Annotated in this window: 11 protein-coding genes; 9 read left to right on the top strand and 2 right to left on the bottom strand. The window is 45.4% G+C overall.

Going from position 1 to position 16,384, the window contains the following annotated elements:
• Positions 1-104 precede the first annotated feature (104 nt).
• Entirely contained in the window at positions 105-1,295 is a 1,191-nt protein-coding gene (locus TY16_RS17590; RefSeq protein ID WP_043933122.1) for a M14 family metallopeptidase, read from the top strand.
• Between the two features lie 724 nt (positions 1,296-2,019).
• Positions 2,020-2,688, top strand: a complete 669-nt coding sequence (locus TY16_RS17585) for an SOS response-associated peptidase (RefSeq protein ID WP_043933121.1) — start codon at positions 2,020-2,022, stop codon at positions 2,686-2,688.
• A 150-nt stretch (positions 2,689-2,838) separates the two neighbouring features.
• On the opposite strand, the gene TY16_RS17580 is transcribed toward TY16_RS17585, so the two are convergent.
• Complete coding sequence (locus TY16_RS17580) at positions 2,839-3,072, bottom strand: IDEAL domain-containing protein (RefSeq protein WP_043933120.1); 234 nt, start codon at positions 3,070-3,072, stop codon at positions 2,839-2,841.
• Positions 3,073-3,268: 196 nt separating this feature from the next.
• On the opposite strand from TY16_RS17580, the gene TY16_RS17575 reads away from it, so the two are divergent.
• Positions 3,269-3,829, top strand: coding sequence for a competence protein ComK (locus TY16_RS17575; RefSeq protein WP_231505643.1), 561 nt, complete (start codon positions 3,269-3,271; stop codon positions 3,827-3,829).
• Between the two features lie 10 nt (positions 3,830-3,839).
• Here the strand turns inward: TY16_RS17575 and TY16_RS17570 are convergent, their stop codons facing one another.
• Positions 3,840-4,283, bottom strand: coding sequence for a hypothetical protein (locus tag TY16_RS17570; RefSeq protein ID WP_231505642.1), 444 nt, complete (start codon positions 4,281-4,283; stop codon positions 3,840-3,842).
• Between the two features lie 222 nt (positions 4,284-4,505).
• Here TY16_RS17570 and TY16_RS17565 point away from each other — a divergent pair, with 222 nt between their 5' ends.
• From TY16_RS17565 to addA, 6 genes are all read left to right on the top strand, one after another.
• Positions 4,506-6,488 (top strand): S9 family peptidase, encoded by a 1,983-nt coding sequence (locus TY16_RS17565; protein WP_043933119.1) that lies wholly within the window; start codon positions 4,506-4,508, stop codon positions 6,486-6,488.
• Between the two features lie 174 nt (positions 6,489-6,662).
• The gene (locus tag TY16_RS17560; RefSeq protein WP_043933118.1) at positions 6,663-7,598 is read left to right on the top strand and encodes an LCP family protein; all 936 of its coding nucleotides are present in this window, start codon (positions 6,663-6,665) and stop codon (positions 7,596-7,598) included.
• 119 nt (positions 7,599-7,717) lie between these two features.
• Entirely contained in the window at positions 7,718-8,326 is a 609-nt protein-coding gene (locus TY16_RS17555; protein ID WP_043933117.1) for a TVP38/TMEM64 family protein, read from the top strand.
• A 21-nt stretch (positions 8,327-8,347) separates the two neighbouring features.
• Positions 8,348-8,899, top strand: coding sequence for a signal peptidase I (gene lepB, locus TY16_RS17550; protein WP_442853227.1), 552 nt, complete (start codon positions 8,348-8,350; stop codon positions 8,897-8,899).
• Positions 8,900-9,098: 199 nt separating this feature from the next.
• Positions 9,099-12,596, top strand: coding sequence for a helicase-exonuclease AddAB subunit AddB (addB, locus tag TY16_RS17545; protein WP_043933116.1), 3,498 nt, complete (start codon positions 9,099-9,101; stop codon positions 12,594-12,596).
• Positions 12,589-16,362, top strand: coding sequence for a helicase-exonuclease AddAB subunit AddA (gene addA / locus TY16_RS17540; protein WP_043933115.1), 3,774 nt, complete (start codon positions 12,589-12,591; stop codon positions 16,360-16,362). Before addB ends, addA begins: the two co-directional genes overlap by 8 nt.
• Positions 16,363-16,384 lie beyond the last annotated feature (22 nt).

Here is a 16,384-nt window from a genome sequence, read left to right as displayed (position 1 = left end):
TTTAGAAAAATGCACCCTGCCTATGCCCTTTCGGTAACGGGGATAATTCGCGAAATTCACACATATAGTTTGGGGAATGCATGTTTTTAAAGGTGGGAAGAGGCATGGAGGTAACGGTTAGGAGAGGCGATACACTCTGGTATTACAGCCAGCTATTCAGAATTACCCTGCAACTTATTGTTGACTCGAATAGAGGGATAAACACAGATGCCCTGTCTGTCGGGCAAAGAATCAGGATTCCAGGCTTTGTTGCCACCGGGTATCAAATCAGGGCGGGAGATACGTTATGGCGAATTGCGCAGAGCAGAAACCTTTCACTCGATGCCATCCTGCTTGTAAATCCAGGCCTGAATCCGAACCGGCTTCTAGTCGGACAGACCATTTTCCTTCCCCTCAGGATTACATGGAGACTTGTCCAAGGCAGGCGAGAGTATGACCATGGAGCGATGATGAACGATCTTTCAAGGCTGCAAAATGTTTATCCTTTTTTCCGCGTTTCTTCAATTGGCAATTCAGTTGCCGGCCGGAGCCTACCGGAGGTGCTGATTGGAAATGGCAGCAAGCGGGTTCATTACAATGGATCTTTCCACGCAAATGAATGGATTACGACGCCTGTTCTAATGACCTTTTTGAATGACTATTTATTGGCTCTGACAAATGAAACGGGAATTCGCGGCCTTTCGGTTTTTCCGTTATACCAGCAATCGACCCTTTCGATGGTTCCAATGGTCAATCCGGATGGCGTCCATCTGGTCATCAACGGGCTGCCGCCAAATGACCCGTGGTACAGCAGGGTGGTTGGCTGGAACAATGGAAGCACGGACTTTTCAAACTGGAAAGCCAATTTACGGGGTGTTGATTTAAATGACCAGTTCCCAGCGAGATGGGAACTGGAACGCGCACGGAATCCGAAGGTACCAGGTCCAAGGGATTACGGTGGGGAAAGCCCATTATCCGAGCCTGAAGCTATTGCGATGGCCAACCTGACGAGGAGGCGTGATTTTGCATGGGTGCTAGCCTTCCACACCCAAGGAGAGGTCATTTATTGGGGATTTGAAGATTTGGAGCCTGCTATATCCGAGACTATGGTGAACGAGTTTGCAAGAGTCAGCGGCTATGAACCTGTTAAAACCATCGAGAGCTATGCAGGCTACAAGGATTGGTTCATCCAGGATTGGCGTCGGCCTGGCTTTACGGTCGAGCTTGGCAGCGGGGTGAATCCTCTTCCACTTGAGCAATTCAATGAGATTTATGAAGAAAGCCTTGGAATCTTCCTTGCGGGGTTGTATTTGTAAAAGGTCGTCTACTGGGTTCAGCATAGTTAAAGAAAGTTGCTACTGCTATGAGTTGTTTTTAGTTTTACTTTGAGTATTACTATTTGTCACCTCAAGTTCACAGTACTACTCCGAGACCGGCTAGTGAAAAGTGCTATGACTGTTTCATGTATTTGGTGAAAAAGTGTGATTTGGCGGCATAGTCATTTCTAGTACTACTCTGAGTATTACTATATATCATTTCGAGTTTACTAGTACTACTCAGAGACTGGCTAGTGAAAAGTACTATAACTGACCCGTGTGTTTGGTGAAAAAGTGTTGTGCGGTGGCATAGTCATTTCTAGTACTACTCTGAGTATTACTATTTATCACCTCGAGTTCACTAGTACTACTCAGAGACCGGCTAGTGAAAAGTGCTATGACTGATTCATGCATTTGGTGAAAAAGTGTGATGCAGCGGCATAGTCATTTCTAGTACTACTCTGAGTAGTACCATCCTCGGGTTCACTAGTACTACTCAGAGACCGGCTAGTGAAAAGTACTATAACTGATTCATTTGTTTGGTGAAAAAGTGTGATTAGAGAATTAATTTAGAGATGCTTATTGAAACCAAGCCCATTCCGCCCACACTCATGCACTGGGTTAGTGGAAATAGATTGAACCCCTCATCACTTGAGGGGTTTTCTTTCATTCTCGGACTTATTCATGTTAAAATTTTTGCAACATGAATGGGGGATGAGGTACCATGTGCGGACGTTTCTCGCTAATTACTGAGGTATATTCGTTAATGCAGCAGTTTGATTTCGAGTTTGACGGGGATTTGAACCCGCGTTACAATATTGCGCCGGGAACAGATATCCTTGCGATCGTAAACAGAGGCGGCAAGCGGGTTGGGATGGATTTTCGCTGGGGCCTGATTCCATATTGGGCAAATGACGAAAAAATAGGCTATAAAATGATCAATGCCCGGGCTGAATCAGTCCATGAGAAGCCAAGTTTTAAAAATCCCTTGAAGACGAGAAGATGCATAATCCCGGCGGATGGCTATTTTGAATGGAAACGGGAGGGGAAAACCAAGCAGCCTTACCGGTTTGTCAGCAAGGATACAGTCCCGTTTGCTTTTGCGGGTCTCTTTGACCGCTGGGACAAGGATGGAAAAACCATTTTTTCATGCACGATCATTACTACAGAGGCAAACGAAAAAACAGCCGCCATCCATGATAGAATGCCAGCAATCCTCGAACCGGAGCAGCAGAAAATTTGGCTAGACCCGGCAGTAGACAACCCGCTTGAATTAACATCACTGCTTACACCATTTCCATCTAATAAAATTGATTTTTACGAGGTCTCAACTCTTGTAAACTCGGCGAGGAATGAAGACAGAGAAATCATATTGCCGCTGAACAGTAAATAATCTTATAGGCAAAAATTAACCACTTGCGGGAATGGCACTTCGTAGTTTAGTACCTGTCATTCAGATTCAGTAATAAGCTACTAATAGGTCAGAAAAAATCCGCCCCAATCCTGAGGCGGATTTACGTTTATTCTCTAAATTGGCTGCCTTTTATGCTCCGTATCGTTTGTTCAGTTCCTTCAAGCTTCCAGTTAAGTCCAGAAATACAAGTTTGTTACGCTGTTCCAGTGACTCATCGATCTTTTTCATCAATTTTTCCTTTTCAATGTTTAGCTGGATTTCATTCAGCAGCATCTCAACATACATTTCCTGGAGTGATCCTTCAGCCTTTTCCTTTTTCATGGCGCCGATTTTCATTAATTCCGTATAGGATTTTTCGTTCATTTTTAATCCTCCCTGCTGCTTTTTTTTATTATATTGGTTGGGGGGATCAAAATCAACTAATTATTTTTAATTTTCAGAAAAATATATTTTTAAATAGATATTGTGTATAAATTCGCAACTTTCTTTTAGTTTTGATAAATTTTGGAAAAGAAATGATATGATGGACAAGTATCCATAATAGCGAGGAGCTGAAAGTGTGAAACAGAAGCAAATAGAAGAATATGAGATTAACCCGTGCACAATGTTTATTAAGCCATTTGTGTATGGAAGCAAGGTGTATTCACAAATTTTCGAACTCGAAGATGAATTCATCTCTCCCTTCAAGCCGCTTGAAATTGTCAGGAAAAGCTGCGAGTATTTCGGGAGTTCCTTTGACGGCAGGAGGGAGGGAACGAGGCAATTGATCGGTATTACCCACAAAGTCCCCATAGTTGTTGACCCCACTAATTTCATTTACCTTTTCCCTACAACATCGCCAAGCCGCCCTGAATGTATTTGGATATCCCATGAACATGTTATGCACCATGAACGAACCGCGGTTGGCGATACAGTTGTGACATTTCAAAACAAGCAGTCCTATCCGCTTCCAGTATCCTATAGTTCCTTCAAAAATCAGCTTCTGCGAACAGCCCTGCTCAGAACAAAACTTATGCAGCGAATTGAACAAATGGAACGAAAATCATATTATGTAGTGCATAGACCGAGACACCTTGAAGCGTCTGAACAGCATCGCAGATATGGCCAGTTTATTGAATAGATATCTCCAACTATTTAGCCCTTGAAATTCCTGACCTGCTTGGCCCTTGGACGGATGGGCTCCCAGTATGCTGTTTAGCTGCGGCCTCTTCGCCAGAACGATGTCTGCCAATAAAATAATACTCCATTAACTCCTGTACCCTATTTCGGATGCGGGGATTAAAATAGTTATGGTATTCTTCATAGCCATTGTAAAGGAACAGGAACATGGTAAATGCCTCGTCCCGTTTCGTCTCCATCACCTTCAGATTGTTTGCCTTCATGTATGCTTTTACCCCGGAAAGTTCTTTCTGGACAGCCTTCATTGTTTCCTCAACGAATTCCTTATAAGGCTTTTTAAGCTTGAATGGGCTATTTTCAATAACACCTAGATCTCTGTTAAGAATTGTCAGTACCATTGGCAAATAAATGGCCAGTTCCATGATATCACGGTCTTTTTCAGGTATTCTTGTCATCTGGGCACCTCCTTCAAAAACGGAACATTTGTTCGTATTTATCATACGAAATTCAAGATGAATTCGCAATAAGGAAATGATGAATATATCTTGATTCGCTTCCGTTATAGTTGTTTTCTGTTAGAGTATGCAGAAAAATTTAAAATTACGAATTATTTTTGCAGGAAAACTATTTCTGTTGTCGAAATAATTTTGTAACCAACAAAGAAGGTGGGAACTGGAATGGGCTTTACAGGTATTAAATCAGAGGATTTACTTGAACTTAAATCGGCGGTTGACCCGCAGCTTTCACCAGATGGGACGCTATGCGCCTATACAGAAACCGGAATATGCAGTGAAAAGAAAGAGTATTACTCAAATATTTTTATAGTGGGCACGGAGGGACAAGCCAGCCCTGTTCAATGGACTTATGGAAAGCATAGGGATCATTCGCCACGCTGGTCACCAGATGGGACAAAGCTGGCTTTTGTTTCAAACCGAAGCGGCAAAAATCAATTATATGTTGTCAACGCAGCTGGAGGGGAAGCAAGAATGCTGACCGACCTTGAAAATGGCGCGGGCAGACCGGTATGGTCACCCGATGGTACCAGGATTGCCTTTCAGGTGTCGGTTGAAACAGGAAAGAAAGCAACTGACAAGCAAGATGAGAAAAAAGAAAAGGAATTGGAGCCTCTTGAAGTAACGAGAATGAAGTACAAGTCCGATTCTTCTGGATTCTGGAAGGGGAATTATTCGCAAATTGCGGTTGTTGATGTAGAGACAGGTGAAGTCAGCCAGATGACCGACGGTAAGGAAGATTATCACCTCCACTGCTGGTCGCCGGACGGCAAAACATTGGCAATAGGTGCTGATCTCACCGAAGACAAGGATCAATCTTTTACGCTCGGGCTATATCTTTTCAATATTGAAACAGCGGAATTAACACAGCTGGAGACAGGGGATGTTTCATTCTGGCAAGCATCCTGGTCTCCGGATGGCCGGAAGCTTGGATTGATTGGCCAGGGAAGAACGTTCCAAAATGCAACACTCGCTCGCGTCTGGGTGTATGACTTGGAAACAAAGGTATTTACCTGCATGACTGAGGGGCTTGACGCCACGGCTAGTGATACCGTAGCTGCCGATTTCCATCAGGGTGCAGTGTCGCCCGGCTTTATCTGGGCTGACGATAACAGCAGTTTTTATTTTATCGCAAGCGACCTTGGCAATACAGTTGTTTATTATGGGAATACAGAAGGCGAACTGTACCCGGCGCTGCTTGGTGACCAGCATGTATATGGCCTGTCAGTAGACAGTAAAAACCAGCGGGCTGCAGTTGCCATCAGCAAGCCGCACGAGCCAGGGGATTTGTTCATGCTCACGATAACGGATGGCACTCTCATAAGACTGACGTCTGTAAATGAGTCATTCCTTACGGGTAGGACTCTCTCAAAAGCGGAACCGCTCACGTTTGAAGGAAGTGAAGGCCACTTCCTGAACGGCTGGATTATGAAACCGGCAGGCTTTGAGGAAGGAAAAAAATATCCGCTTATCCTTGAAATCCATGGCGGACCGCATGCAATGTATGGGAACTCCTATATGAATGAATTCCAAATCCTTTCTTCGAGAGGATACGCTGTTCTTTACATAAATCCTCGTGGAAGCCATGGCTATGGCCAGGAGCATGTTAATGCAGTGCGCGGCGACTATGGCGGCGGAGATTACCAGGATGTAATGGCGGCAGTTGATTATGCACTTGAAACATATGATTTTATTGATGAAAACAGGCTGGGAGTAACCGGAGGAAGCTATGGCGGCTTCATGACGAACTGGATTGTCGGTCAGACAAACCGCTTTAAGGCTGCTGTGACCCAGCGTTCGATTTCTAACTGGGTCAGCTTTTACGGTGTCAGCGATATTGGCTACTATTTCACTGAGTGGCAAATCGGTTCCGGTCTTGAGGATATTGAGAAGCTATGGAAACATTCACCGCTTGCCTATGTCAAAAATATTGAAACACCTTTATTGATTCTTCATAGTGAAAAAGATTACCGGTGCCCAATTGAGCAGGCCGAGCAGCTTTTCATCGCAATGAAGCGGCTTGGCAAAGAAGCTAAATTCGTCCGTTTCCCTGAATCTAACCATGAGCTGTCAAGGAGCGGCAAACCCAATTTGAGAATTGCGCGGCTCAATTATATCGCTGACTGGTTTGACCAATATCTAAAATAAGAAGATTGCAGAAAGCCGCACATTTGCGGCTTTTTACCTTTGAAGACCTTCAAAAAAAAGCCTGAATCCTGCCATCATTCGCCTAAATTAGGCAAACAGCAACAATAATTGATAGAATGGACCTATAGCCCCTAATAAGGGAGACAATCATTTTTCTGGAATGGTGGGGTCTTAATGAGGTATGAACAGAGGCACGGTCAAAAAAAGAAGCGTTTTTGGAAGCCGTTTTTAACCGTCCTGCTCCTTCTTTTTGTTAGTATTGCGGCATATTCGTATATTCAATATAGGCAGGGCGTCAATCAATCGTTAGAGAAAATCGGCAATAAAGAAAAAGTAGAATATAAATTTTCCGGTAAAAAAGACCAGTATGGGGGAACGAATATCCTTCTATTGGGCAGCGACGCACGCGGAGATGAAAACTCTAGGGCGGATACGATCATGATTGCCCATTACAATGAGGACAAAGGCACATATAAGCTAACATCGATAATGCGGGACAGTTATGTGGAAATACCAGGACACGGTAAGCATAAAATTAACAGGGCCTTTCTTGAGGGCGGCCCGGAGTTGATGCGGCAAACCATTAAGGAAAACTTTGATATTGATTTGCAATATTATGCGATTGTGGATTTTGAGGGGTTCGTCCAGCTTATTGATGAAGCATTCCCCCAAGGTGTAGAAATCGATGTGGAAAAAAGAATGGAAAAATACATTGGCGTTACGCTTGAGCCAGGCGTGCAAAGGCTTGATGGAAAGCATTTACTCGGCTATGTCAGATTCAGGAATGATGCGGTCGGCGATTTTGGCAGAGTCGAACGCCAGCAAAAGGTTGTGAGCAAGGTAGCTGGGGAATTGTCCAGCATTGAAATGCTTCCAAAGCTTCCAAAACTGATTGGGGTCGTCCAGCCCTTTGTCAACACGAATGTGAACACGGGAGATATGATTTCTATGGCAATGGATTTTGTGAAAGGCGGGAGAGGTACTATTGAAACTCTTCGAATTCCAGTCAAGAACGGTTATACCGATGCAAGAGTAAGCGGCGATGGGTTGGTCCTGCAACTGGATTTGGAAAAAAACAAACAAGCCCTTCATGAATTCATTCAAAAATAGGCGTTAGAAGTTGTGGTGAATTTAAAAACGATATTACAAAATGGTTAAGTTTTTTTAAAAAAGATTAAATATGCCCCAAAAAGGATATAAAAAAGAAAGCTGGCAATAAGGAGTTTCAAATGGATGCTGAATTATTAAAATCATGGTTTACACTTGAGAATATCATGGAATTGATCCGTGAATACAAGTCTTTCGGGCCTATACCCGGGATTGTATTACCAATGCTTGAGGCGTTTCTGCCATTTCTGCCTTTGTTTCTATTTGTCATGGCCAATGCAAGTGCTTTCGGCCTGTGGCTGGGCTTTTTATACTCCTGGGTAGGAGCGTGCATTGGGGCATTTCTTGTATTCTTTATATTTAGGAAATACGGACAAAGGCGATTCCTGTCATTTCTGCAAAAGCATTCAACTGTCAGGAAGTTGATGAAATGGGTGGAACGACATGGATTTGGACCATTGTTTTTGCTGCTGTGTTTTCCATTTACTCCTTCAGCGGTCGTTAATATAGTCGCCGGCCTTTCAAACGTCAGCACCAAACAGTATATGCTCGCTGTTGTTGCCGGAAAAATGGCGATGATTTTTATGATTAGCTTTATCGGAGCTGATATTCGTTCCCTATTCACTCAGCCGCTCAGAACACTCATTGTGTTGATAGTCATTTTCATCCTGTGGCTGGCAGGGAAACAGATTGAACGAAGATTGACGATTGCCAGCGAAAAGCAGGATTGATTTTGCGCGGGGGCGATTAAGTTGACAGGCTGGAAAAAGGAAGCATTTGAATGGCTAAAAGCCTTTGCTGTCGGTATGGTCATATTTATTTTCATTAGGTCCTTCTTCTTTTCCAATTATGTAGTTGAAGGAGAATCAATGATGCCGACGTTGAAGGATGGAAATAAGCTTGTGGTCAATAAGATCGGTTATCAAATAGGGGACCTGGGACGGTTTGACGTAATCGTTTTCCATGCTAATGAGCGTGAAGATTATGTCAAACGGATTATCGGATTGCCTGGTGATCAGATTGAATATAAGGATGACAGGCTTTATATTAATGGGAAGGAATACGAGGAGCCTTATCTGGACAGATTCAGGCAAGTATATCCTGGACAGCCGCTGACAGGGGATTTCACCTTGACCGACTTGACCGGCAAAAAGAAAGTCCCTAAAGGTAAGCTATTTGTAATGGGCGATAATCGCCTCGAAAGTTGGGATAGCCGCCATTTTGGTTTTATTCCCGCTGAACAGGTAGTTGGAAAGGTTAATCTATTGTATTGGCCAATCAAGGATGTCGCAATTTCGCCCTAATTAGTATATTGATTGATTTAAAACCCGGCTGTGGCTGGGTTTTTTGTGTTGGCATGATTGCAGCGGTTGAGGAAATAGCGGTTTGGCTGGGATTTTAATATCCTAGTAATTGGTATCAAACAGGATAGTGTAATGCAAACATTTGTACCCTTTTTGTGGTAAAATAGTGAGTATGCAGAAAAAGGACGGAGGATGAGCAATGTCGCTACGAATGCTGATTGGAAGAGCCGGGAGCGGGAAGACATTGACCTGCCTGGATGAAATTAAATCTAAGCTGATCGAGAGTCCGGAGGGGCCCGCAATCATATATCTGGTTCCAGAGCAAATGACGTTCTTGTCGGAGTACAGGCTGGCAACAGATGAGGCAATCGGAGGTATGATTCGTGCCCAGGTTTATAGTTTTTCAAGGCTCGCCTGGAGAGTGCTAGGGGAAACGGGAGGCTCAAGCCGATACCATTTAAGCAGTGTCGGATTGAACATGCTGATCCGGAAAATTATCGAAGAGCAAAAAGACCAATTGATCCTGTTTCGCCGCGCCGCGGATAAAAATGGCTTCATCTCTCAGGTTGAAGACATGCTCATTGAGTTTAAACGATATTTAATAGATCCTGAAAAGCTTGCTGAAGGGCGTTCCCAGATGAATGCCAACCGCACTGATGCTAAATCACTGGCGGATAAAATGCACGATTTGGAAATCATTTATAAACATTTTGAAGAGGCAGCATCCGGGAAGTACATAGATTCGGAGGATTATTTCCACCTTCTGGCCGAGAAGACTGCCCAGTCCGCCTACCTGAAAAATGCTGAAATCTACATCGACGGTTTTTACAGCTTTACACCGCAGGAGTACAGGGTTATCAGTGAGCTCCTGAAGGTGTGTAAAAGGGTGACAGTCACCCTGACCCTTGATAAGCCGTGTTCGGATAGGGCCCCGGATGAGCTGAATTTATTCAGGATGTCGGGGAATGCTTGCAAGACCTTCTTTGATCTGGCTAGAAACGAAAATATTGAAATGGAAGAGCCGGTTATCCTTGGAGGCCAAAAGCGCTTTAATAATCCGTCGCTCCGGCACCTTGAAGCCCAGTTCGATTCCCGGCCCGCAGCCACTTTTGATGGAGTACCCGATGTAACCATCATCCAGGCAGTAAACCGCCGGGCGGAAATTGAAGGAATTGCGAGGGAAATCAGGACTCTTACAAGGGAAAAGGGATATCGGTACAAAGATATCGCTGTGCTTGTCCGGAACGGCCGTGAATATCATGAAACAATTGATCCGGTATTCTTTGATTACGAGATTCCTTATTTCATAGACCAGAAGCGGACGATGCTTAACCATCCGCTTGTCGAGTTTATCCGCTCCGCGCTTGAAACTGTAAATGGCAATTGGCGTTATGAGCCTGTTTTTCGCGCAGTCAAAACCGAACTGCTTTTCCCGTTGGAAATCAATGCGGATTTCACGCGCAGGCAGATGGACAGGCTTGAGAATTATGTCTTGTCACACGGTATCCAGGGAAGCAAATGGACAAAGAAGGACCGCTGGAAATACAGAAGAGTGCGCGGACTCGAGTTTATTTCACAAACACAGACCGATGAGGAAATCAGGATTGAACGGGAGTTAAATGAGCTTCGGCTGATTATTTCGGCTCCACTGATGAGGCTGTCAAGGCGCCTGAAAAGAGCCGACTCGGGACGGAAGATGTGCGAAGCCGTTTATTTGCTGTTAGAAGAACTCGACATTCCTGCAAAGCTTGAAAGATGGAAGGCTGAAGCTGAAAGGGAAGGGAACTTGATTAAGGGACGAGAGCATGACCAGGTATGGAATGCGGTTATTGACCTCCTGGACCAGTATGTCGAAATGCTGGGGGATGAAAAAGTCACCTCCCAGCAGTTTGCAACGATTCTGGATGCGGGGATAGAAGCACTTGAATTTTCTTTGATTCCCCCGGCTATTGATCAGGTCATGGTGGCCAATCTTGATAAATCAAGATTGGCAGAAATCAAGGTTGCCTTTGTCATAGGTTTGAATGATGGTGTTCTTCCTGCAAAAATCAGTGACGACGGCATAATCGGCGACACCGAAAGGCAGCTGCTTCTTGGTACAGGGCTGAAACTCGGGCCTAGCAGCACCGAGCGTCTTCTTGATGAAAACTTCCTGGCATACAAGGCATTTGTAACACCGGCTGATGCGCTTTATGTGAGCTATCCGCTAGCGAACGCGGAAGGTAAATCGCTTATCCCATCTTCCTATATTTCCAGGATAATAGATTTGTTTCCGGATGCGAGGGAATGCGTGTATGCTGCAGACCCTGCTGACCAGCTTGAAGACGACCAGCTTGCCTTCGTTTCAAACAAGGGTACAGCGTTGTCATACCTCACTTCACAGCTTCAGCAGAAGCAAAGAAATTACCCTGTATATACCTTCTGGTGGGATGTTTATAATTATTTTGCTGAAAATCCGGTCTGGAGAGACCGGGCGCGCTCAGTTCTATCAAGCCTTTTTTACACAAACAGGACAGTCAGCCTGCCGCCGGAACTTGCCGAAGAGCTGTACGGAGAAGATATCCAGGGAAGTGTTTCGAGAATGGAGCTGTTCAACAGCTGTCCGTTCTCTCATTACATCCAGCATGGCCTGAAGCTTCGTGAAAGACAGATTTATCGGCTGGAGGCACCGGATATTGGCGAGCTGTTTCATGCGGCATTAAAGTATATAGCAGAAACAGTCAAAGAACAGAACATTGCCTGGGCCCAGCTTTCCAGGGGACAATGCGAAAGGCTGGCAAAACAGGCTGTTGAGGCAATTGCCCCAAGGCTTCAGAATGAGATATTGCTAAGTTCAGAGAGGCATCACTATATTAAAAGGAAGCTTGAACAAATTATCACCAGGGCGTCGCTAGTCTTAAGCGAGCATTCAAAACTGAGTGAATTTGAGCCAATCGGCCTTGAAGTGGGCTTCGGCCGCGGCGGGCAGCTGCCTCCGTTGACATTTGGCCTGAAAAATGGCCGCAGGATGGAGCTTGCAGGCCGGATTGACCGGATTGACAGCGGCGAAGGGAAAAACGGAGAGCTGTTTTTAAGGGTCATTGATTACAAGTCCAGCAGCAGAGGATTAAATCTCTCTGAAGTCTACTACGGTATAGCATTGCAGATGCTCACCTATCTCGATATTGCCATTTCGAATTCAGCCGAGCTTACGAGAAGGGATGCCGAGCCTGCAGGGGTGTTCTATTTCCACGTCCATAACCCGATGATTTCAGCCAAGAAAAATATGGACGAAGATGAGCTTGAACAGGAGATACTTAAACAATTCAAAATGAGCGGCCTTGTCCTTGAGGATGCGGAAGTTATCAGGCTTATGGATAAGAGCCTTGAGACCGGCACGTCCCATATCATTTCCGCGGGCATTAAAGCAGACGGCTCAATCAGAAGTGGTTCAAAAACGGCCACAGCTGATGAGATTCAGGATTTGCGGAAATTTGTCCGTAAAGTATACGAAGATACAGGTAACGCAATTATTTCTGGAGAAGTTGGAATAGACCCGTACAGGATGAAGGATAAAAATCCATGCCAGTTCTGTTCCTATAAGCCTGTCTGCCAATTCGATGAGTCGATTGAAGGTTCGAAGTTCCGCAGGCTTGTTCCGAAGAATGACAAGGAAGCAATTGAGTTGATCCGAAAGGAGGTAAACGAAAATGAGTAAGGTTGTCATACCGCCGATGCCACAAGGGCTGAAATGGACGAATGACCAGTGGAAGGCCATTATGGCCGGTGATACCGATATCCTTGTTGCGGCGGCGGCAGGTTCTGGAAAAACTGCTGTCCTCGTTGAAAGGATTATCAACAAAATCATCTCACCAGACGATCCCATTGATGTTGACCAGCTTCTTGTCGTAACCTTCACCAATGCGTCTGCTGCTGAAATGCGCCACCGAATTGGTGATGCGCTTGAAAAGGCGATAAATGAAAATCCGGAATCCCGCCATCTTCGCAAGCAGTTCAGCCTGCTGAACAAAGCGTCGATATCAACACTTCACTCCTTCTGCCTCGATGTTGTAAGGAAATATTATTACCTGATAGATGTTGACCCCGGTTTCAGGATTGCCGATGACACAGAAGCCCAGCTTTTAAGGGATGAAGTGATGGACGCGATGCTTGAAGAGGAATATGGCACAAAGGGCAATGAACCATTTTTCCATCTTGTTGACACGTTTACCTCGGACAGGACTGACGAAGCACTTCTGGAAATCGTTTCTGACATGTTTGATTTTGCGCGGTCAAATCCAAATCCTGAACGCTATCTTGAGGCCATTGTATCAATGTACGATACTTCAAATACATCAAAGGTAGAGGAACTGCCTTTCATTGACGCACTTTTGTTCGACATTAAGCTTCAGCTAAAAAGTGCAAGGCATTTTGCGGAAAAGGCTTTGGCGGTTTCAAAGCTTCCTGATGGGCCGGCGCCCCATGCCGAGGCGTTTGTTCAAGATATAAACCTGATTGATTCAATGCTGGCTGTAAGCGATTCATGGGATGCGCTTTATGTAGCCATGCAATCCTATACCTTTGCTAAGGCAAGTTCGATCAGGAAGGGAACAGTTGATGATGAATTAAAGAAAAAAGCCGGTAAGTTCAGAGATAAGGCTAAAAAAATTGTCAACGACCTTCGAGATGAACTTTTTTCAAGAAGGCCTGAAAGCTTCCTCCGGGACATGGCTGATATGAAACCGGTCATTGAAACCCTGGTTTCGCTCGTGGCGAAATTTGCCGTCCGGTTTGAAGCAGCCAAGAGGGAAAGAGGTTTGGTCGATTTCTCTGACCTCGAGCATTATTGCCTTGATATCCTTGGGCAAGGGGAAACCGAAGAAGGGAACAGGATTCCTTCAGCAGCGGCACTTGCTTACAAAGAGCGGTTCCGTGAAGTCCTGGTTGATGAATACCAGGATACAAATATGGTTCAGGAGACGATCCTGCAGCTCGTTTCCGGAGGCCGTGGACAATCAGGCAACCTGTTTATGGTCGGCGATGTAAAGCAGTCCATTTACCGGTTCCGGCTTGCTGAGCCCAATTTGTTTCTTGGAAAGTATAACCGTTTTTCAAAAGAAGGTACCTTATCCGAAGGCTTGCGGATTGACCTTGCCCGAAACTTCCGGAGCCGTCGGGAAGTCCTGGATGCGACCAATTATCTGTTCAGGCAAATCATGGGTGAAAAAGTTGGCGAGATTGTCTATGATGAGTCAGCTGAACTCAAGGAGGGCGCGAAGTATCCTGCGGAGCCATTCCCGGTTGAGTTACTCGTCATAGATCAAGGCGCGAAAAGTGATAAAGAAGACACAGTGGAAGAGTTTGATGGTGAGTTGCTTGATGCTGAAGATCTTGAGCAATCGCAGCTTGAGGCCAGGGTGATGGCTGCGAAAATTAAGGAAATGATTGCATCAGGCCGGCCTGTCTACGATGCAAAAACAGACACATCAAGGCCCATCCGTTATCGTGACATCGTTATCCTGCTCCGCTCAATGACATGGGCACCGCAAATCATGGAAGAGTTCAAACAGCAAGGTCTGCCAATCTACGCGAATTTGTCGACAGGCTACTTCCAAGCAACTGAAGTCGCAATCATGATGTCTTTGCTAAGGGTCATTGATAACCCGTATCAAGATGTTCCGCTTGCTGCGGTACTGCGCTCTCCAATTATTGGACTGAATGAAGAAGAGCTCGCATTTATTAAAATCCAGGATAAGAAAGGCTCTTATTGGGACAGCGTGATTGCTTTTTGCAAAAAAGCTTCTCCAACAGGGCGAGAGGAGATGCATGAGAAAATCCGCCGCTTCAGTCAACGTCTTGAAGACTGGCGGTCGCTGGCAAGACAAGGCTCGCTTTCGGAACTGATTTGGCAGCTCTACCGCGATACAGGCTTTTATGACTTTGCTGGAGGATTGCCGGGTGGAAAACAGCGCCAGGCAAACCTGCGCGCCCTTTATGACAGAGCAAGGCAATATGAAGAGACTTCATTCAGGGGATTGTTCAGGTTCCTGAGATTCATTGAACGTATGATGGACCGGGGAGATGACCTCGGTGCGGCGAGGGCGCTGGGTGAACAGGAAGATGTTATCCGGATTATGACAATCCACTCAAGCAAGGGACTCGAATTCCCTGCTGTTTTCATTGCGGGGCTAGGCAGGAATTTCAACATGATGGATATCCGCAGTTCCTATATGCTTGACAAGGAGTTCGGGTTTGCCACAAAACACATCAATCCTAATAAACGGATTGCCTACCCATCACTCCCGCAGCTTGCTTTTAAGCGGAAAAAGAGAATGGAAATGCTTGCTGAGGAAATGCGCGTCCTATATGTAGCGATGACACGGGCAAAAGAAAAGCTCTATATGGTTGCGACAATCATGGATGTAAACAAAAAACTTGAACAATGGGAAGATATTACCGTCCATCGCGACTGGCTGCTCAGTGACTCCGAAAGGGCCGCTGCCAATGGCTACTTTGACTGGATAGGTCCAGCGCTTGTCCGCCATGCCGATTGCCTTCAGCTGCGCAGGAAGGAGATTGGCCCTGAGGTGGATGAAAGCATATGCAGGGATTCTTCCAAATGGGCAGTGCAAATAATTGAAGCTGACGACATCCAGCTGGAGACGGAACAAAACAGCCTGGAAAATGACGGTATGCTTGAAGCAGTCAAGGAGATGCGCCCTGTCCCGATTACGTCACAAAAGGAAACAGAAGTCGTCGGCAGGCTAACCTGGGAGTATGCCTTTAAAGATGCCTCCAGCCACAGGGCGAAACAGACCGTATCGGAAATGAAGCGCAACCGGGAAATTGCTGATGAGCAAAGTGGTACTGAAATCCTTAGAAAAACGAGAAAGACGATCCTTGACAGACCGAGGTTCATGCAGGAAAAGTCACTTAGCCCTGCTGAACGAGGCACAGCCCTTCACAGTGTTATGCAGCACGTTAATCTTGCAGAACCAATTACGGATGAATCGGTGAGAGAGCTCGTTAAGCGTATGGTTTCAGAAGAATTTCTTACTGAGGAACAGGCCGAAGTCATCGACCCGCAGCTTGTTGTCCGCTTTTTTGAAACTGAAATCGGAAAACGGATGATTTCAGCAGATAAACTTTATCGTGAGGTTCCGTTCACCGCTTCACTTCAGGCGCAAGAGGTTTATCCCGGCTGGAAGGATGAAAATGAGCAAATTTTCATCCAGGGTATTATTGACTGCGTATTTGAAGATAGCCAGGGGCTTGTTATGCTTGATTTCAAATCGGATCGGATTACCGGCCGATTCCATAGCGGCTGGGCAGGTGCGGCTCCAATCCTTGAAGAGCGTTACAGGCTGCAGATTGAGCTATATACCAAAGCGCTTGAAAAAATCTGGCGCCGCCAAGTTGATGAACGGTATCTGTTTTTCTTTGATGGAGCCCATATATTAAAGCTTGAAAGGGAAGGCTTGTAGTAAGTCATAAGGATGGAGGGCG

The organism is Bacillus sp. EB01, from assembly GCF_000613125.1.
GTDB lineage: Bacteria > Bacillota > Bacilli > Bacillales > Cytobacillaceae > Bacillus_D.
This window is presented reverse-complemented; position numbering and strand designations above follow the sequence as displayed.